Source organism: Magnetospirillum sp. LM-5 (genome assembly GCF_902729445.1).
Lineage (GTDB): Bacteria > Pseudomonadota > Alphaproteobacteria > Rhodospirillales > Magnetospirillaceae > Magnetospirillum.
In genome coordinates this window covers 36,297-53,395 of record NZ_CACVCE010000003.1, presented here as the reverse complement: position 1 = coordinate 53,395, position 17,099 = coordinate 36,297, and the positions used below count along the sequence as shown (strand labels likewise).

At 57.4% G+C, this 17,099-nt stretch carries 17 protein-coding genes, 1 tRNA gene and 1 pseudogene; 10 read left to right on the top strand and 9 right to left on the bottom strand.

Annotated features, from left to right (window positions below):
* The first annotated feature begins 29 nt into the window (after positions 1 to 29).
* A complete protein-coding gene (locus tag MTBLM5_RS02560; protein WP_173974240.1) occupies positions 30 to 5,021 on the top strand; it encodes a type ISP restriction/modification enzyme in 4,992 nt (1,663 codons plus the stop codon).
* Positions 5,022 to 5,025: 4 nt separating this feature from the next.
* Here MTBLM5_RS02560 and MTBLM5_RS19030 read toward each other — a convergent pair whose 3' ends face one another.
* Together MTBLM5_RS19030 and MTBLM5_RS19025 are read right to left on the bottom strand one after the other, a co-directional pair.
* Positions 5,026 to 5,160, bottom strand: coding sequence for a recombinase family protein (locus tag MTBLM5_RS19030; RefSeq protein ID WP_256367153.1), 135 nt, complete (start codon positions 5,158 to 5,160; stop codon positions 5,026 to 5,028).
* Positions 5,161 to 5,271: 111 nt separating this feature from the next.
* Positions 5,272 to 5,604, bottom strand: a pseudogene (locus tag MTBLM5_RS19025) (recombinase family protein); the annotation flags it as partial.
* Positions 5,605 to 5,929: 325 nt separating this feature from the next.
* Here MTBLM5_RS19025 and MTBLM5_RS02550 point away from each other — a divergent pair.
* The 9 genes from MTBLM5_RS02550 to MTBLM5_RS19165 all read left to right on the top strand — a co-directional run bounded on the left by MTBLM5_RS02550 (position 5,930) and on the right by MTBLM5_RS19165 (position 12,640).
* Complete coding sequence (locus MTBLM5_RS02550) at positions 5,930 to 6,511, top strand: hypothetical protein (protein WP_173974239.1); 582 nt, start codon at positions 5,930 to 5,932, stop codon at positions 6,509 to 6,511.
* A 9-nt stretch (positions 6,512 to 6,520) separates the two neighbouring features.
* A complete protein-coding gene (locus tag MTBLM5_RS02545) occupies positions 6,521 to 7,309 on the top strand; it encodes a hypothetical protein (protein WP_173974238.1) in 789 nt (262 codons plus the stop codon).
* Positions 7,310 to 7,677: 368 nt separating this feature from the next.
* Positions 7,678 to 8,253 (top strand): hypothetical protein, encoded by a 576-nt coding sequence (locus MTBLM5_RS18810; RefSeq protein ID WP_254430872.1) that lies wholly within the window; start codon positions 7,678 to 7,680, stop codon positions 8,251 to 8,253.
* On the top strand, positions 8,157 to 9,416 hold the full coding sequence (locus tag MTBLM5_RS02540; RefSeq protein WP_371813996.1) for a type IV secretory system conjugative DNA transfer family protein: 1,260 nt from the start codon (positions 8,157 to 8,159) through the stop codon (positions 9,414 to 9,416). Before MTBLM5_RS18810 ends, MTBLM5_RS02540 begins: the two co-directional genes overlap by 97 nt.
* Positions 9,417 to 9,431: 15 nt before the next feature.
* A complete protein-coding gene (locus tag MTBLM5_RS02535) occupies positions 9,432 to 10,358 on the top strand; it encodes a hypothetical protein (protein ID WP_173974237.1) in 927 nt (308 codons plus the stop codon).
* Positions 10,359 to 10,486: 128 nt separating this feature from the next.
* Positions 10,487 to 10,651 (top strand): hypothetical protein, encoded by a 165-nt coding sequence (locus tag MTBLM5_RS02530; protein ID WP_173974236.1) that lies wholly within the window; start codon positions 10,487 to 10,489, stop codon positions 10,649 to 10,651.
* Between the two features lie 12 nt (positions 10,652 to 10,663).
* The gene (locus MTBLM5_RS02525) at positions 10,664 to 10,912 is read left to right on the top strand and encodes a hypothetical protein (protein ID WP_173974235.1); all 249 of its coding nucleotides are present in this window, start codon (positions 10,664 to 10,666) and stop codon (positions 10,910 to 10,912) included.
* Between the two features lie 405 nt (positions 10,913 to 11,317).
* Positions 11,318 to 11,848: a replication initiation protein gene (locus MTBLM5_RS19170; protein WP_173974234.1), complete on the top strand. Its 531-nt coding sequence runs from the start codon at positions 11,318 to 11,320 to the stop codon at positions 11,846 to 11,848.
* Positions 11,849 to 11,857: 9 nt separating this feature from the next.
* The gene (locus MTBLM5_RS19165) at positions 11,858 to 12,640 is read left to right on the top strand and encodes a hypothetical protein (protein ID WP_371813995.1); all 783 of its coding nucleotides are present in this window, start codon (positions 11,858 to 11,860) and stop codon (positions 12,638 to 12,640) included.
* Here the strand turns inward: MTBLM5_RS19165 and MTBLM5_RS02510 are convergent.
* From MTBLM5_RS02510 to MTBLM5_RS02480, 7 genes are all read right to left on the bottom strand, one after another.
* Positions 12,599 to 13,189: a hypothetical protein gene (locus tag MTBLM5_RS02510; RefSeq protein WP_173974232.1), complete on the bottom strand. Its 591-nt coding sequence runs from the start codon at positions 13,187 to 13,189 to the stop codon at positions 12,599 to 12,601. The two genes, MTBLM5_RS19165 and MTBLM5_RS02510, sit on opposite strands and share 42 nt — an antisense overlap.
* A gap of 10 nt (positions 13,190 to 13,199) precedes the next feature.
* Complete coding sequence (locus MTBLM5_RS02505) at positions 13,200 to 13,424, bottom strand: AlpA family transcriptional regulator (protein ID WP_096704782.1); 225 nt, start codon at positions 13,422 to 13,424, stop codon at positions 13,200 to 13,202.
* 123 nt (positions 13,425 to 13,547) lie between these two features.
* A complete protein-coding gene (locus MTBLM5_RS02500) occupies positions 13,548 to 14,558 on the bottom strand; it encodes a hypothetical protein (RefSeq protein WP_173974231.1) in 1,011 nt (336 codons plus the stop codon).
* 318 nt (positions 14,559 to 14,876) lie between these two features.
* A tRNA-Pro gene (locus tag MTBLM5_RS02495) sits at positions 14,877 to 14,953 on the bottom strand.
* Between the two features lie 120 nt (positions 14,954 to 15,073).
* The gene (locus MTBLM5_RS02490; protein ID WP_173974230.1) at positions 15,074 to 15,676 is read right to left on the bottom strand and encodes a MerR family transcriptional regulator; all 603 of its coding nucleotides are present in this window, start codon (positions 15,674 to 15,676) and stop codon (positions 15,074 to 15,076) included.
* On the bottom strand, positions 15,676 to 15,996 hold the full coding sequence (locus tag MTBLM5_RS02485; protein ID WP_173974229.1) for an integration host factor subunit alpha: 321 nt from the start codon (positions 15,994 to 15,996) through the stop codon (positions 15,676 to 15,678). The genes MTBLM5_RS02490 and MTBLM5_RS02485 overlap by 1 nt, the downstream gene beginning before the upstream one ends.
* Positions 15,997 to 16,116: 120 nt before the next feature.
* Entirely contained in the window at positions 16,117 to 17,088 is a 972-nt protein-coding gene (locus tag MTBLM5_RS02480) for a beta-ketoacyl-ACP synthase III (RefSeq protein ID WP_173974309.1), read from the bottom strand.
* Between the last annotated feature and the right edge of the window lie 11 nt (positions 17,089 to 17,099).

The window sequence follows — 17,099 nt, the reverse complement described above, 5'->3', positions numbered from 1 at the left end:
TCCGCCTTTGATCGCTGGAGCCTATCCGAATGTCCGCCCTTTCCGCCATTCTGGAGACTTTCCGCTGTACCGCCGCGACGGAGCGCGAGAAAGGGACGTACTTCGAACGTCTTGTCAAAGTCTACCTGACCCAGGAGCCGTATTACGCCGACCTGTACGCGGGAAAGGTGTGGCTCTGGGAGGAATGGCGAGCGGAATGGGTGAAGCGTGGCAACGCCGATCCGGGAGCGGATGCCGGAATCGATCTTGTCGCAGAAACCACCGAGGGCGATCTTCACGCGATCCAGGCTAAATTCTATGCCGATGACGCCAAGCTCTACCTCAAGAGCCTCGGCACCTTCTTCACCGCCTCCGGCAAGAAGCACTTTGCCCGCCGTCTGATCGTCCACACCACGACGGACAGCACCCACCAGCTTCAAGACGCGGTGGCGGATCAGTTCCCGCCGGTCAATCTGCTTTCCCTGTACGACCTGGAAAACAGCAAGATCGATTGGGCGGCCTACACGCCGGAAACCGGAGCGGCTCCGCTCAAGGAAGGCAAAAAGCTCCGCGAGTACCAGGAAACCGCCATCGACAACGTGATGAACGGCTTGCGGGATGCCGACCGGGGCAAGCTCATCATGGCTTGCGGCACGGGCAAGACCTTCACCGCATTGCGTCTGGCCGAACGCATGGCGGGCGGCGGTGGCACCGTCCTCTTTCTCGTGCCTTCGCTCAACCTTCTTTCCCAAACTCTGACCGAATGGACGCAAGAGGCGGGCATCCCCCTGCACAGCTATGCCGTCTGTTCGGATAGCGAAGTCGGGAAAAAACGGCGGGCGGATTCCGACGACTTTGAGATGCTCGCGCATGAGCTCCAGTATCCTGCCACGACCGACCCGCGTTCGCTCGCTCGCGCCCTGCTGCACCGCCAGGACGGTGAGCACATGAGCGTCGTTTTCTCCACCTACCATTCCATCGACGTGATCGCACAGGCGCAGCACGCCCACGGATTGCCGGAATTTGACCTGATACTCTGCGACGAGGCGCACCGCACTACCGGCGCGACCTTCGAGGGGGTGGACGAATCCGCCTTCGTGAAGGTTCACGATCAATCGGTGATCCGGGGCAACAAGCGCGTCTATATGACCGCAACGCCACGGGTTTACGGCACGGCGGCAAAGGCCAAGGCTCAGACCGATAGCATCGTTCTCTATTCCATGGATACCGAGGCGGATTTCGGCAAGACGCTGCACACCCTGTCGTTTTCCGAAGCCGTCAACGACCTCAAAATCCTCTGCGATTACAAGGTGATCGTTCTCACGATCAGCGAAGCGCATGTGAGCAAAAGCCTGCAACGGCTCCTTGCCGATGCGGAGAACAGCATCAACGTCAACGACGCGGCCAAGATCGTCGGGTGCTGGCGGGCGTTGTCCAAGATGGATTCGCAAGACGACCTGGCTTTCGATCCCGCCCCCATGCGGCGGGCCGTTGCATTCGCCCAGGTGATCGAATTGCAGAAGGGCGGCAAAACCCACAAAATCAGCTCGAAGCACATTGCCGCCAGCTTCGCCCAGGTGATCGACGAGTACCGCGCCGAACTTCTGAAAGAGAACCCGGAGAACCCAGAAGCGATCAGCCGTCTTCGGTGCGAGGCGGATCATGTGGACGGCGGAATGGGTGCGGCGGAGAAGAACCAGAAGCTCGAATGGCTCAAGTCCCCCGCCCCCGAAGACACCTGCCGCATTCTATCCAACGTCCGGTGCCTGTCGGAGGGCGTGGACGTCCCGGCATTGGATGCCGTGCTCTTCCTTACGCCCCGCAATTCGCAAGTTGACGTGGTGCAATCGGTCGGGCGCGTCATGCGCAAGCCCCACGGTGGGGATAAAAAGCTCGGCTATGTGATCCTCCCGGTGGTGATCCCTGCCGACAAGAGCCCCGATGAAGCCCTGAACGACAACCAGACCTATCGTGTCGTTTGGGAGGTCTTGCAGGCGCTCCGGTCGCATGACGACCGGTTCGACGCGATGATTAACCGGATGCAGTTCGATGGCCAGGATCGCGCCCGAATGGAGGTGATCGCCGTCACCGACAAGATCGCCGTGCCCCGCCGCGAGGAATCCACCGGCCTGAAATCGCAGGGGCAGGCGGCAAAAAAGAATCACACCATCGGCAAGGCCGTCACGACCGAGAGCACCGCGAAGCAAGGCGAGCTCGAATTCGAGATCGGAGATATCGAACGCGCCATCCTGGCAAAGGTGGTGCAGAAATGCGGCAACCGCCTGTATTGGGACGAATGGGCGAAAAACATTGCCGATATCGCCAGCACCCACATCACCCGCCTGACCGCGATCCTGGACAACCCGGAGAATGTCGAGGAAATGGCGGCATTCGACGCCTTCCTTGCAGATTTGCACGCGGATTTGAATGCCAGTATTTCCCGCGACGAGGCGATTGAGATGCTGGCACAGCACCTCATCACCCGCCCGGTTTTCGACGCCCTATTCCAGGGGTACAGCTTCGCGGAACATAACCCGGTTTCCAAGGCAATGCAGGGCGTCCTTTCCGTCCTGGAGCGTCACCACTTGGAGAAGGAATCCGAAACACTCACCCGCATGTACGAAAGCGTGAAGCGGCGGGCGGCGGATACCAGAACAGTGGCGGGCAAGCAAAAGCTAATCTACGAGCTCTACGACAAATTTTTTCATAATGCTTTCCCCAAAATGGCGGAGCGCCTGGGGATCGTCTACACGCCGGTTGAAGTGGTGGACTTCATCATCCATTCCATCAACGACGTGCTCCAAAGCGAATTCGGCCAGACGCTCGGGAGCCGGAACGTCCACATCCTCGATCCATTCACCGGTACCGGCACATTTGTTACCCGCCTTCTACAAAGCGGCCTTATCACGCAGGAAGAGCTCTCTCATAAATATGAGAACGAAATCCACGCTAATGAAATCGTGCTTCTGGCCTACTACATCGCGGCGATCAACATCGAACAGGTGTACCATAGCATTGCAGGCGGCGATTATACGCCATTCAACGGAATTTGTTTAACTGACACTTTCAATTTGCCTGCTGGCAAAGAAAGCTTTTTCGACAGGACGACTTCTCGCGACAACAGTACCCGGCTGGCGCGACAACGGAATCTCGATATACGCGTTATCATGGGTAACCCTCCCTACTCTGCCGGGCAAGGAAGCGCCAACGATAACAATCAAAATCGCAATTATCCGATTCTTGACCAAAGAATTCGCGCCACTTATGCGGCTCACTCCTCGGCCACCCTTCAGAACTCCCTCTATGATAGCTATATCAGAGCCATCCGATGGGCTTCTGATCGGATAGGTGACAGTGGAATTATTGGTATTGTCAGCAATGCTGGATGGATTGAGGGCAATGCAGCCAACGGCTTAAGGAAGTGTCTCGCTGAGGAATTTAGCACACTCTATGTCTTCCATCTGCGCGGCAACCAGCGTACCTCGGGAGAATTATCGCGCAAAGAAGGGGGAAAAATATTCGCTAGCGGTAGTCGGGCTCCTATTGCCATCTCCATCCTCGTGAAGAATCCAAACTCCTGCGATCACGGCAAAATTCTATTCCGCAATATTGGGAGCTATATGAGCCGTGATGAAAAGCTCAAGTGCATTGCCGAATTTGGAAGCATTGCAGCTATTTCCGACGCGAATGGATGGGAAGCAATCATCCCCGATGAGCACGGCGATTGGCTAAATAAGAGGAATGAATGCATTGCCGATATGATTTTCCTTGGAGACAAAAAGGGGAATGACGCGCTAGTTTTATTTGATAACTATTCTAGCGGAATAAAAACAAATAGAGATGCTTGGTGTTATAATTTTTCTAAAATGACCCTTAGAGGCAATATCATCCGCTCAATTGAATTTTACAACTCAGAGGTTGACAGGTTTGTCAAAGATTGCGCTGACCCCGATAGGGTTGATGAATTCATCAACAGAGATGGCAAGAAGTTTTCATGGGATGCTCAGCAAAAAATTGATATCGCTTCCATGAAGAGGTATTCATTTGATGAAAATTCCATTGTCGAATGTCATTTTAGGCCATTCTCTAAGGCGTTTCTGTATTTTAACAGGACTATGAACAATCGCGTCTATCAAATGCCTAAAATTTTTCCAAATATAGATACGCGTAACCGTGTCATATGGGTCGTTGGCATGGGCGCCACCATGGATTTTGCGTGTTTCATTAGTGATCTGATACCCGACCTACAGGGCCCCGCAAAAATCCAGTGCTTCCCTCGCTATGTCTACGAGCCGACCAAGGCCGATCCCAAGCGCCCGACCGGGGCGAAGAAGCAACGCAACCTCTTTGCCGAGGATGACGACCTGTTCGAGGCGGCGGAGCGGACAGAGTACACGCGCCGCGATGCGATCACCGATGGCGGTTTGGAGCATTTCCGGCAAGCCTATCCCGGAGAGACGATCACCAAGGACGACCTGTTCTATTACGTCTACGGCATCCTCCATTCCGAGGATTATCGCACCAGCTATGCCGACAACCTCAAGAAGGAACTGCCACGCATCCCCGCCGTGAAGACGGTCGAGGATTTCCGGGCATTCGTCCAGGCTGGCCGTGCCCTGGCCGAATTGCACGTCGGCTATGAGAGCGTCACCCCGTACCCCGTCGAGCTCGTCCTATCCAAGCCTCGCGAGGGCTTCACCCCCGCCGATTGGCGCGTGGTGCAGATGAAATTTGCCAAGGGAACCAATGGGGCGAAGCACGACAAGACGACGGTGATTTATAACCACAACGTCACCATGACCGGCATCCCGCTCGAAGCCTACGAATACGTCGTCAACGGCAAACCCGCCCTCGAATGGGTGATCGAGCGCCAAGCCGTCACCACCCACAAGGAAAGCGGCATCGAGAACGACGCCAACGATTGGGCCAATGAGACCATGAACAATCCGGCCTATCCCTTGGAGCTCTTCCAGCGGGTGATTACGGTAAGCCTGGAGACCATGAAGATCGTCAATGGCCTGCCACCACTGGATATTCTGTGACCCCTTAAACCAGCCTTCCATTCCACAAAACCACATTCCGCACCGTGCTTGCCGCCCAATGCTTGCCGGTGCGGGTTCGCATACCCCGCTCGTTAAGCTCTCGCGCCATGGCTCGAAGGGAGAGCCCTTCGGCAATCATGTCCTCTATGACCGGGTAGACCTTGCGGGCGAAGGCATCCGCCGCCTGGACATTCGCCCGCGTCGCCTCCCCACTATCAAGCCGGGGATTGCCGAGCTTGACGCCTCGGAGCTTGGCTTGCGCCATTGCCGCCTTTGTCCGCTCCGAGATCATGGCCCGTTCGTGTTCGGCAACGGCGGCGAGGATGTGGATCGTGAGGCGGGATGCCTGGGGCATATCGACGGCTAGGAACTCGACCCGGCTTTCCATGAGGTTCGAGATGAAGGCGACGGATCGAGCGAGGCGGTCGAGCTTGGCAATAATGATGGTTGCCCGCTTCCGGCGGCATAATTCGAGCGCCTTTTGGAGCTCCGGGCGATCCGCCCGTTTCCCGCTCTCCACTTCGACGAATACCCCCGTGAATTCGCCACCGATCCGCTCGACGTACTGAAAAACCGCTTCGCGTTGTGCATCAAGTCAGAGCTGGGAGCGGCCTTGTCGATCAGTCGAGACGCGGTAATAGGCGACGAATAGCGGTATGGAGTGCGGTTTCATGGGGTTCTGTAAAAAGACAATTGTTCCTTTATACATTGAACAGTCTACGAATATCTGCATTATATACAAACGTTTTTGAGTTTTATACTACTCATTAACTATCTTTTTTCAAAAATGTCCGACGTGAATTGCGATTAACGGCTCCACGCCTTGCCTTTGATAACCATTGACTCCCCTTGCGATTCTGCAAAAATTTGCGGATCACAATAAGTGATCCGGGGGGAGACAATTCGCCATGAGCAGCAGTTTCCGCAGCGCTATCATGATTAACATATTTATGCCGCTTCAGCGGATATTGTTATTTCTTTGGTTTGCCATTGTTCTTGTGGGACTTGGAGCCGTCGCAATAGCATATATTAACTCTCCTCATACCTTGGGTGACTTTATCAATAAATGGGTCAAATCATACATCCCAACATTTGTAATTATTTCAGTTTCATATATTATTACAAATCATGTGACCGGTCGCTTTAATGAAGAGCAGGAAGCATTACGCGCTTTACATAGAAAATCCTTGCGGGAGGCAGAAGCTATTAACGAGGAAATACAGCAAAGGATACAGCTAAGGTTAGAAGAGGAAGAGCGGGAAGCGGAGAAGCGGCGACGAGAAGAGGAAGAGCGTGCGTATTGGAATTCGCCCGAAGGACGAAAGGTTCGGGCCGCTCATGAAATAGCTGAAATCGAAAAGCAAAAGGCGGAGGCATTGGCCAAGCTCCGGATTGCCGAAGCCCACGGGCTCGCGGGAATCGCGGCGGACGTTGCCGATAAGGAAGAGGCCCGCCAAGATCGGCAACTCGACAAGCTCTCGAAGATTTGAGGGTAGCCCATGACGACGCGCAAAATGCTCGGCGATCTTTTAAACCCCGCCGCCTATCTCGAACGGCTCCAGGCCGAAGCCGATTTGCAGATTAAGAGCGCCCGGCTTGACCTGGACGCCCAGATTGAAAGTGCCAAGCTCCAGCAGGGAGCAGAGCGGCTATACCAAGAAGATCGACACCACGCCGACCGCATGTCCCTCGAAGTCCGCAAGGTCGAATATGGGGAACTCCACGCAGCGGGGCAACTGGCCCTCGGACGCGACGAGCTCGATTTCAAGCGAGAAAGCGCGGCGCTCACCGCCCAAACCTCCCTCGAAGTGGCCCGCATACAGAACGCCGGAGCCCTCGAGCTCTCCCGGCAGAACCACGGCCAAGCCCTGGAAATTCTCCGCGAAGAGCTCCACGGAAAGATCGTTGAGAAGACTGGAAATGCGCTCAATGAAAGCCTCTTGTCCGCCCTCCGGCGGGGCGAGGACAGCAACCGCGCTTTTTCCGGTGCTATGGCCGACATCATCAAGGCTCGGGCTCTCGCCAAAATCCAGGCGGAAGCAGATGAGCGGAAGGAGCGGCACCGGCAGAACGAACGGGATCACGAAAATCTCCGCGATCAGGCCATCAGGGAGCTTGAAACCCTGCGGAGCCAGCTTCGCAATGCCGAGTTTTCCCACGCCCAACAAACGAGCCGCATTGAGATTCCTTTGCTCCTTCGGCAGCTCGGCTTGTTCGAGGGATCGGGCAGGCCATCGGATGACGAGCTCGCCGCCTGGATCGAAAAGCTCCGGCAGCACGGCGCTTGAGGCGATTTTTCTCGCCGAAAAAACGCCTCGCAACACATTGAAAAAGATTGCCTCTTGGCTCGCCCGTCCGAATGGGCGGGCGTCCCGACGAGTTCCGGAGTTTTGGGCGGTTCTTGAATGGGCCAGGGAGGCGAGCGAGGCACGAGCGAGGCGGACGGGGACAGGAAGGAACCGACGAAAAGGAGGAAATGAGGAGGGATGCGAATTGACCAATAGGCAGTAAGTGTTTTGAGTTATTGGAATTTTTTGACTTTTCAAGACTGTCCAATAAAATAGCCGGAACGCTGTCCGAAACGTGAGCCGAAAACGAGGCAATAACCGTGGCCGGATGGATGGCCGGTGCGTCCGGAGATTGGGAGGGGGGATCGTTGTCCGAAACGGTGGAGGAGATGTTGGACGCGGCGCTTTCCCGGCACCTCGGGACGCCCGATGATTCGGGGGAATGCCTGGAGCTCGGAGCGTTCCGGATCGCGGAAACGCCGTCTTTCGGTCGTGACGTGGCCGACAGTTTTGCGGAGCTCGCGGGTCTGCCCAGGTGGGAGGAATTTTTCCGCCTCGCCTCCATGCAGGGCGTGACGAAGCCCTTGAAACCCGCTCCCGAATATATCGAAGCCCTCGCCCGCTCCATCGAGAGCGACCCGGCCAAGCGCCCGTATGCCCTGGCACTCGTTGCCGAGCGGCAAAATACTGCCTATCAAACTAAATTTCTCGAATATGAAAAAGAACGCAAAGAAAGCGAGAGGATCGCACAAAATTTCGGCGCCTCGGAAGCCGGATATATTCGCTTTCTGAGCGCAGACAATTCGGAGATTTTTCAGTTTTTTTTGAACGCTCGCCCAAGCTCCCCATTGCCGAAGATGATCGCAAGCGGCACACCTACATTACCGGCGGCGCAGGCTCGGGAAAGAGCGAGGCAATTAAGGTTATACTCTACAATTACTTAGCAGCGAACACCGGGACGGGCGTCGTCCTGATCGATCCACATGGAGACGTGGCCGAACAGGTCGCAAAATGGCCGGAGCTCCAGGACGGCAAGAGGCTCGTATATATCGATCCGTCGCTTTCCCCCGGAAAGACGCCAATTTTTAATCCTCTGGACATCCCGGAAGAAGAGCGCAACCCGGACGATATAGCGATCATCGTAAAGCAGTTGATCGAGGTGTTTCCGGAGCTCATCGAAGGACTCGAATTCACCCCGCAGATGCGCACGCTCATTTCCGCGTGCCTTACCGTCCTCTTGAATGCTCCCGGCTCTACCCTGGCCGATCTTATGGACTTCATGGACGACACGAAAAACGCGGCATGGGTACAGTATGCCGACGAGGTATTGACGGGCTCCATGTACCGCGACTATTTCCGCCGCGATTTCATGGATAAGAGCTCCGATATAACGAAGCGCGGCATCCGGATGCGTTTGCTTGAGGCGTTCCAGGGAAACCCCGTCTTTTTGCGCATGATTTCGGGGAAAAGCACCTTCGATTTCGAGGCGCTATTAAAGCGCCGCGCCGTGGTTATTTTTCGGCTTGGACGCGGCGACATCGGAGAGACAACGAGCAACCTTATCGGAAAGTTTATCATCGCCCGCCTCAAGGTATTTGCCTTGAAACAGGGGCGAATTCCCGAGAATGAGCGCGTTCCGGTGCATGTGTTCGTTGACGAGTGCCAAAACTACATCTCGGACAGCATTGCCTTCATATTGAAAGAGGCCCGAAAATTCGGGGTGCATCTCACCCTCGCGCAACAGATACTCGGGGATGGCATGAGCCCGGACTTGCTTAGGGCGATCCTCGGGAATACAGGGGTGAAGATCACCGGCAAGAATGCCGTTTTCACCCTCAAGCGCATGGCCGAGGAAACCGGGGCCGACCTGGGCGAGCTCCAGGAGCTCACCACGGGTTTTTTCCATATCAAGGCGCAGAGCCATCGAGCCCGATCCGGGATAATCGTCCGGATGCCGTCGCACCGTGTGAAGACCAAGGGGGCGATTTCAAAAGAGGCATGGGCCAAGCTTCGGGAGGCTCAAATTTCGCGCTTCTACCGCACCCCCGCCGCGATCTCGGCCACGGCCATTCCCGTTTCTGCCCAAGCGCAGTATCCCATCGATTAACCCCACGGCTCATCCATGACCGAACCAACCACACCAGGAGCAAAGACCCGAGCAACCAGGCGGCGCGAACGGATCACCCAACCGCTTGCCGCCCTTTCCCTACCCCAGCAACGGGCCTTGCTCGCGCTTGCCCGCTATCGCTATCTCACCGTTGGCCAGATGGTCGATGCCGGTATTGCCAAAGCCCCATCGCATATCCGCTCCGACGTGCTCGCACCACTGTGTAAACGACAAGTTGACAACCTCGTGCAAGCCCACGAATTCCCCCGTTTCTCGACAACCGGGCGAATTCCCCGCGTCTACTCCCTCACCAAACTGGGAGCCGAGGTGGTGGCCGAGATCGAGCGGCGGGACGTGTCGGAAATCCTGTACCCGGTCGGGGGCGTCCAGTTCTCAAAGGATTTCGAGCACCGATCCGCCTATATCGACGCCTGCATTGCCTTCGACGCCTGGATTGCGGCGGATGATCGGCGCGAGTGCATGGAGATGCGCCACGAGTTCGACAAGACCGGCTCGAATCGGGGAAGCGGTGCCCATCGGATGCGCTCGGTCTGCCGCGTTGATCTCCCGAGCCACCACTACATCATCCCGGACGGGCTTCTTTTCTTCGATACCGGAACCAAGCAACGGGCCGTGGCGCTCGAAATCCACAATTTCCCGGACACCAAGCGAGTTGCCCGGCAATTGTTGGGCCATCATGAAGCCCTTGAAACGGACGCATATCCCAAAGCCTTCGGGATCGAGACGGCGGGGCGTGTGCTGTCCATTTCGAGCTCTGCCGCCCTGGCAAAGCGGGTTATGGATCGGCTCATGGAAACCCCCGGATTTCCGGAAAGCCGCTCGTTCCAGCTTATCGCCTTCAATTGCCTCGAAAATGTGAAACAGGATTTCGGCAACGGATGGGTGCTTGCGGACAAGAGCCCGGCACGGATTTTTGAATAGGCACGATTGGCACAATGCCAATATTGCAACACGGCACCGCCTGTCACACTTGATTTTCCTGATAAATCAATAAACTGGCGTGGGTGGCACAGTGCCACCGGACATTTTACCCCGTTACTTGGCACACCATGACACAGCCCGCCATTACCCTTTCCGAAGCCGTCCAGGCGTTCGGCATTAGCAAGCGCACCATCGAGCGCAAGATTGCCTCCGGCGACATTGGCCGCGATCAAATCCGCCTGGAGAGCGGCAAGCGGCTTTTCCTCATGGCCGAACTGATCCGGGTGTTCTGATCGCCCAAAGCCATGCCCACCACGCGAACCGACGCGACCACTACCGCCGAAGTCGTGGCGGAACCAATCCGGGCCGAGCTGATCGAAGAACTCCGGGAGCGGGCACGAAAAGCGGAAGAACGTGAACGGGCCGAACGTGAACGCGCCGAACGCTACGAGCGAGAGCTTGCCGATCTACGCCAGCGCCACGACGATTTGACGACCCGCCTCCTCCCGCCTCCCAACAAGCCGGGGTTGCTCGCCCGGCTGTTTGGTCGATAGGCCGCTTTTTAGGCCCATAGAGAGGCGAGTGACCTCCGGAGGCCCGGAGATAGCCGACACGACCACAAAACGCCCCTATCCCTGATTTTAGGCCGTTGCTCGCGTGTCTGGCGATTGCCCCCGTGAGGAGGCTTAAAAGAAAACTCAGAAATACAACAACACAAACGCACGCGGTGTTGTTCTTGTTTTATAATCTTTTAAATGTTTTCCATCTGTTGATTTCACATACTACAAGCCGTTTCTCAATACTAATTGGGACAAAAACCCCGTCAAATGGGACGTTTTCCCCGCTCAAAAAGGACATTTTCCCCGTGAAGTGGGACGAATACCCCGTGAATTGGGACATTGATTTGACTCACGTCCCATTATTCATACAATGGCCGCATTACTTCATAAATCCCCACCATGTCAGACGTCATCATCACCAAGCCGACGGAAAAGGCTTTGGTGACGCGCCACAATAACTTGATCGAGGCCCGCTATCGCCTCACCCTGCAAGAGCAACGGATTCTCTTGTGGCTGTTTTCCGAGATCGGCCCGGATGACAAGGATTTTAAGCGCTACCGGGTACGGATCGCCGACCTCGCCAAATTCATCGGCATATCGGACGGCGGCGGGCGGCTCTACCGCGAGATTGCAGAGGTGACGGGCCGCTTGCGCAAGCGCGAGATCGACCTTGAGGATATCGGGCGCAACGTCACCATCCAGGCCACCTGGATTGCCTCGGCGGAATACCATTGGAACGAGGGGCTTGTGGAAATCTGCCTTGCCCCTGCCCTCATGCCCTATCTCCTCGACCTCAAAAAAAACTTCACCACCGTGGCGCTCAAATACGCCATCGGCATGAAAAGCACCTACGCCATCCGGGTTTATGAGCTTTTGAAGCAATACGCCTCCATTGGCTCGCGCCTCGTCACCATTGCCGACCTCCGCTGATTTTGCGGCATCGGGGCCAGCGACTACCCGTTTTATAAGGATTTGCGGGTGCGCGTCGTTGATACGGCGCGGCGGGAGATCAACGCCAAGACGGATATCGCTTTTGATTACGAGGAGATCAAGACCGGGCGCAAGGTCACGGCGCTGCGCTTCCGCATCACCAAGAACACCAAGGCCGCGACCCCGGACGCGATGGGCGGCGATCCCCGCCTTGGCCGTCTTGTTGCCCGCCTCAAATCCCACGGCATGACCGAGGAAGCCGCTCGCACCATCGTCCAGGCCCACGACCCGGAGCTTGTGGAATGGGCCGCCACCGACCTTGCCCGCCGGATCAAGGGCAAGGAGAAGATCGACAACCCCGCCGGATGGCTCCGCAGCGCCATTGAGGGGGATTGGAGGCCGCAACCTACCCTCTTCGCCCAAGACCAAGCCCAGGCCCGTCAAAGCGAGCTGGAAGCCGAACATGAACGCCAGGAGCTTGAGGCCAAGACAGCGAACAGACGCAAGGCAGACAGTGCCCACGAGAAAGCCGCCATCATGGCGTTTATCGACGGACAGCCGGAGGAGGAACGCCAAGCCCTCGAACAGGGATTTCGAGAGCATCTTGCCGCCCGAGCCATTCCGGCCTTCGTTGCCAAGCGGTTCGAGGGCGGGCTGTCATGGTGCTCCGATCCGATCATACGGGCAGAGGCTCTTGCGTACCTCGGGGCAATCCGACCGGACTTTCCAACTGTCACCGCACCCGATATTTCAAATCGCGGGGAAGCGCTCCAGGGGATGGACGGCGGTTAGATTCCGACGATCCACGACGTATTCGTATTCTCCGAGATAGATGCTGTGCTCATTCGGGGCGGCAATGATCGCCCCCGACAGCGCTTCCGTTACAAGCAATATACCGCCATCCGGCTTCACCGCATTGAGGCCCCGAGCAAACATGCGGGCAACTTCCTCTCGGGTAGTCCACGCACTCCCGCATCGCTTTGCATTCCATCGCTCGAAGCTCTCCCCACGATACAGGGTGACGGTACCGCCTTCATAGGGGGGTAACAGGATGTGCAGGGCGTCAAGCACTGCAACGTCGTCACCTACATGCTCACGGATTCTGTGCCCACGTTCGATCCAGACGGAGTGGAAAGCGCGAGCGACGGCAGGGCAAGGCCTGCGGATATCTCGCACGAGCAAAAGCGCATCTCGCCAGAGCCCGGCAGCTTCTACCAAACCCATAGCCGCCTTGACGGCCTCCCAATCATCACCGCCGAAGGCTTTCGCGAGCTCTTGCGCCACCACCATACCGCCCAAGTCCTCCACAAAAAGGGATGGCCGGTTGTGCACACCGGCCATCCCCGCCCCGTCAAAAGGAAGTCTCGTGAGAGGGTGTATCGCGTTCGGCAATACGCTCGCTCACCCACGCATCCACCTCGGACATCACCCACGCGACCCGACCCGGCCCCAGGTTTACCCGCTTGGGGAATTTCCCGGCCGCTTCGAGGCGCCCTATGTGTTGAGGCGTATACGGGATGCCGCAGACGCTCTTGAGCTCCTTCTTCGACACGAGCCGCTTATCAAACTGGATCATCGGATATCTCCCTCTCGGGAGGCATCGCGATGCCTCGGTTTGAAAAAGCCGCACCGGTAGGCTCAAAAAAATTAGCGCCGATCTCCTGTCTTGTCGAGGAGATCGGCGCAGGGAGTCCGACTGCTACTCAACCTCGACATCAATAATATCATCAAAAACCAAATATTTTACGACCCGGCGTTTGTCACGAACCATATAAAATGAGACAACAACTCCATCCATTTTCATGGCATCAAGAACAACACCTCGGAGTCTATTCTTCCTCGCAGCAGGAACAACGAAAGGAACATCTTTTTTGAACACAGGAGAACGAAACTTCCCCCATCCATTTGCCTTGTCAAATCGAAGGATATCACCTGATAGCTGCGTTGGAAGCGGGTCTTCTTCATTTCCCCCAAGCGAAGCCATAGAGCGGCGGTTCATGGAGGACAAAGGTCGTCTTTCGTTACCGGCTGTAATCTCAAGCCGACCGGCAGAACGAATTAGAGGTTTGCCCATCTCAGCAACTTGCGCATGAGCTTTTGCGAGCAGCGCATTTTCCTGATCACCAGTGATCATCGACAACTGATCTCTGTATTGATTTAGCATAATAGCACGGCTTTGCGCTGCAATAAGCTCACTCTGGTAGTCTATCAAATCCTGATTTGGAGGTGTTGGTGCTGATTTTGATATTTCTATTGCCTTTTCAACAATAGAAAGCGCGTTATTAACGGTATCAGTCATGGCAACGACGCGCTTTGTCTCCTCCTCTGATTGCTTTGTTTTCTCGCCTTCAATTTCACGAACAAGCTGAATCCCCTTGGTAGCGGAATCCTTTGCCGGAAGCAGCTTCTCCTTAGCCCAACCAACCAAAACATCAATCGGAACTTTTATTGCTGCCTCGTTGATTGCTGGCGCAGCAACGACAAGTATATCTAAAAGCCAACTGGATGGCTGCGGCGTTGCAACCCGATAATCAACTTTAACTCTTTCTGTAATTTTTCCAAGAACACGCCCTGTCTGGCGAAAATGCTCAAGCGTGTATATGAAGCGTGACGCTCCATACATAAATCGTGAAGCATCATAAAAATTCAATTGGTGTTCATCTGCATCCCCACCAACAAAACGGAATGAGACCGCGATCTCGGACTCCATACTGAACCTCCCCACCATCAACGCTGATGCCGGGATATTGTTACCACGCCGCAGTTAACACGCAAGATTTGCATTCCCCACACACGGAACCAATTTTCATGCGATTAGGCGCGGAACGCCTATCAGATCCGAACACATTCCGGCACCAAGGGCACAACGACGGCAAGGTGATCAAGTGTCATCCCGCAGTGTGGGGAGAGCTGCGCAGAGTAACAAATCCAGGCGCTTCGTTACCCCAGGCGTTACCCCGAGCGATTTCTGGATTATGGCGCTGAAATTGGAAAGGCCCCAAAACCGTTAGGTTTCAGGGCCTTATATTGGTCGGAGCGACAGGATTCGAACCTGCGACCCCCAGTCCCCCAGACTGATGCGCTACCGGGCTGCGCTACGCTCCGACCGTGACCGGGATTGGCGGGAAGACCGCGGAAAATCCCGGAAACTCTGTGATCCGACGACGTCGCCGCCGGAAGAGGGGCGCACTATACTCAGGCCCCCTGCCCTATGCAACCCCTTCGTCAGCGTGGCTGCAGCAGCAGACGCAATTGTTCCAACTCGTCCAGAATCTCGTAAAGTTCCTGGCGTACCGAAGGCCCGATCGCCGTGCCCGGCAAAGCCGCTGCGGGCGCCACCGGGGCCGGCGGGACAATGGCCGGCAGGTCCGGGGCGGCGGCGGGCTCATCCTCGTCAGGCAGCTCGAAATCGGCTTCCTCGCCGCCCTCCTCGCCGTCCTCGAGCCCGTCGATGTCGACATCGTCACTTTCGGCGCCGTCGGGGGCGGCCGTGTCGATCAGCGGCAGCGCCAATTCGGCCTGGGCCTTGGCGGCGGCGACCACGTCCTTGGCGCCGCCTTCGCGCAACAGCTTCTGCACGCCCTTGATGGTGTAGCCTTCGCTGTACAACAGGTCGCGGATGCGCCGCAGCAGGGCGACGTCTTCCGGGCGGTAATAGCGCCGCCCGCCGCCGCGCTTCAGCGGCTTGACCTGGGGGAACTTGCTTTCCCAGAAGCGCAGCACGTGCTGGGGCACGTCAAGGTCTTCGGCGACCTCGCTGATGGTGCGAAAAGCGGCTTCGGACTTTCCGGTCCGGCGCCCCGACGCCGACTCGCCGTCGGCGGTCATCACTTCCCGGCCTTGGCCGCGGAAACCGGCCCGTCATTGACCTTCTTCTTCAGCAATTGCGACGGCCGGAACACCAGCACCCGACGGGGCAGGATCGGCACCTCGTCGCCGGTCTTGGGGTTGCGCCCGACCCGCTGGCCCTTGGAGCGGACCGAGAAGCTGCCGAACGACGAGATCTTCACCGACTCGCCCTGGGCCAGCGCGGCCGACACCTCGTCCAGCACCGCTTCCAAGAGATCGGCGGATTCGTTTCGGGACAGGCCCACTTCCTGATAGACGGCCTCGCTCAGCTGAGCGCGGGTGATGGTCGTATCCGACATGACGCGTGATCCCGTGATCGGGTGGAGGAACTCCACTGACCCTAACCACAAGGTGGAAACGGGTCAATATCAAAGGGATGCGAGCGGACCTTGAATCAGTTCCGGAACGAAGGACGCGGCCTAAAGGCGGACCAGCGCCGCTCCCCAGGTGAAGCCGCCGCCCATGGCTTCCAGCAGCACCAACTGACCGGGCTGCAGGCGCCCGTCATTGAAGGCCTCGGTGAAGGCCAGCGGCACCGAGGCCGCCGAGGTGTTGGCGTGGCGGTCGACGGTGATCACCATGCGATCGATGGGCAGGCCCAGCTTGCGGGCGGTGCCGTCCAGGATGCGGCGGTTGGCCTGGTGCGGCACCACCCAATCGATGTCCGAGGCGGCCAGGCCGTTGGCCTCGAGGGCCTCGCCCACCACCTGGGCCAGGTTGGCCACCGCGTGACGGAACACTTCCTTGCCTTCCATGCGCAGATGGCCGACCGTCTGGGTCGAGGACGGGCCGCCATCGACATACAGCAAATCGTGGTGGCGGCCGTCGGAATGCAGGTGGGTCGACAAGATGCCGCGATCCTGGTTGGTGCCCTCGGCCTGGGCCGCCCGCAGGACGATGGCGCCGGCGCCGTCGCCGAACAGGACGCAGGTGCCGCGATCGGTCCAATCCAGGATGCGCGAGAAGGTCTCGGCGCCGATGACCATGGCATTCCGGGCCTGGCCGGCCTTGATGAAATTGTCGGCGATCGACAGGGCGTAGACGAAGCCCGAGCACACCGCCTGGACGTCGAAGGCGGCGCCGCCGGTCATGCCGATGCGGGCCTGGACCTTGGTGGCGGTGGCGGGAAAGGTATGGTCGGGCGTGGCGGTGGCGACGATCAGCAGATCCAGCTCGGCGGCGGCGATGCCGGCGGCGGCCAGGGCGCGCTGGGCGGCGATGGTGGCCAGGTCCGAGGTGGTCTGGCCGTCGGCGGCCAGATGGCGGGCGCGGATACCGGTGCGCTCGACGATCCATTCATCCGAGGTATCGACCATCCGGGCCATTTCGGCATTGGTGACGACGCGCTCGGGCAAATAGGACCCGCAGCCGACGATCTGCGATCGCACAATCATTCGGGACC

Coding starts and splice junctions, on each gene's coding strand:
- MTBLM5_RS19030 (WP_256367153.1), bottom strand. CDS start 5,160: ATGATTGCCGAAGGGCTCTCCCTTCGAGCCATGGCGCGAGAGCTTAAC.
- MTBLM5_RS02530 (WP_173974236.1), top strand. CDS start 10,487: ATGACACAGCCCGCCATTACCCTTTCCGAAGCCGTCCAGGCGTTCGGC.
- MTBLM5_RS02500 (WP_173974231.1), bottom strand. CDS start 14,558: ATGGAGTCCGAGATCGCGGTCTCATTCCGTTTTGTTGGTGGGGATGCA.
- MTBLM5_RS19170 (WP_173974234.1), top strand. CDS start 11,318: ATGTCAGACGTCATCATCACCAAGCCGACGGAAAAGGCTTTGGTGACG.
- MTBLM5_RS02505 (WP_096704782.1), bottom strand. CDS start 13,424: ATGATCCAGTTTGATAAGCGGCTCGTGTCGAAGAAGGAGCTCAAGAGC.
- MTBLM5_RS02510 (WP_173974232.1), bottom strand. CDS start 13,189: ATGGCCGGTGTGCACAACCGGCCATCCCTTTTTGTGGAGGACTTGGGC.
- MTBLM5_RS02560 (WP_173974240.1), top strand. CDS start 30: ATGTCCGCCCTTTCCGCCATTCTGGAGACTTTCCGCTGTACCGCCGCG.
- MTBLM5_RS02490 (WP_173974230.1), bottom strand. CDS start 15,676: ATGACCGCCGACGGCGAGTCGGCGTCGGGGCGCCGGACCGGAAAGTCC.
- MTBLM5_RS02535 (WP_173974237.1), top strand. CDS start 9,432: ATGACCGAACCAACCACACCAGGAGCAAAGACCCGAGCAACCAGGCGG.
- MTBLM5_RS02550 (WP_173974239.1), top strand. CDS start 5,930: ATGAGCAGCAGTTTCCGCAGCGCTATCATGATTAACATATTTATGCCG.
- MTBLM5_RS02485 (WP_173974229.1), bottom strand. CDS start 15,996: ATGTCGGATACGACCATCACCCGCGCTCAGCTGAGCGAGGCCGTCTAT.
- MTBLM5_RS02525 (WP_173974235.1), top strand. CDS start 10,664: ATGCCCACCACGCGAACCGACGCGACCACTACCGCCGAAGTCGTGGCG.
- MTBLM5_RS02545 (WP_173974238.1), top strand. CDS start 6,521: ATGACGACGCGCAAAATGCTCGGCGATCTTTTAAACCCCGCCGCCTAT.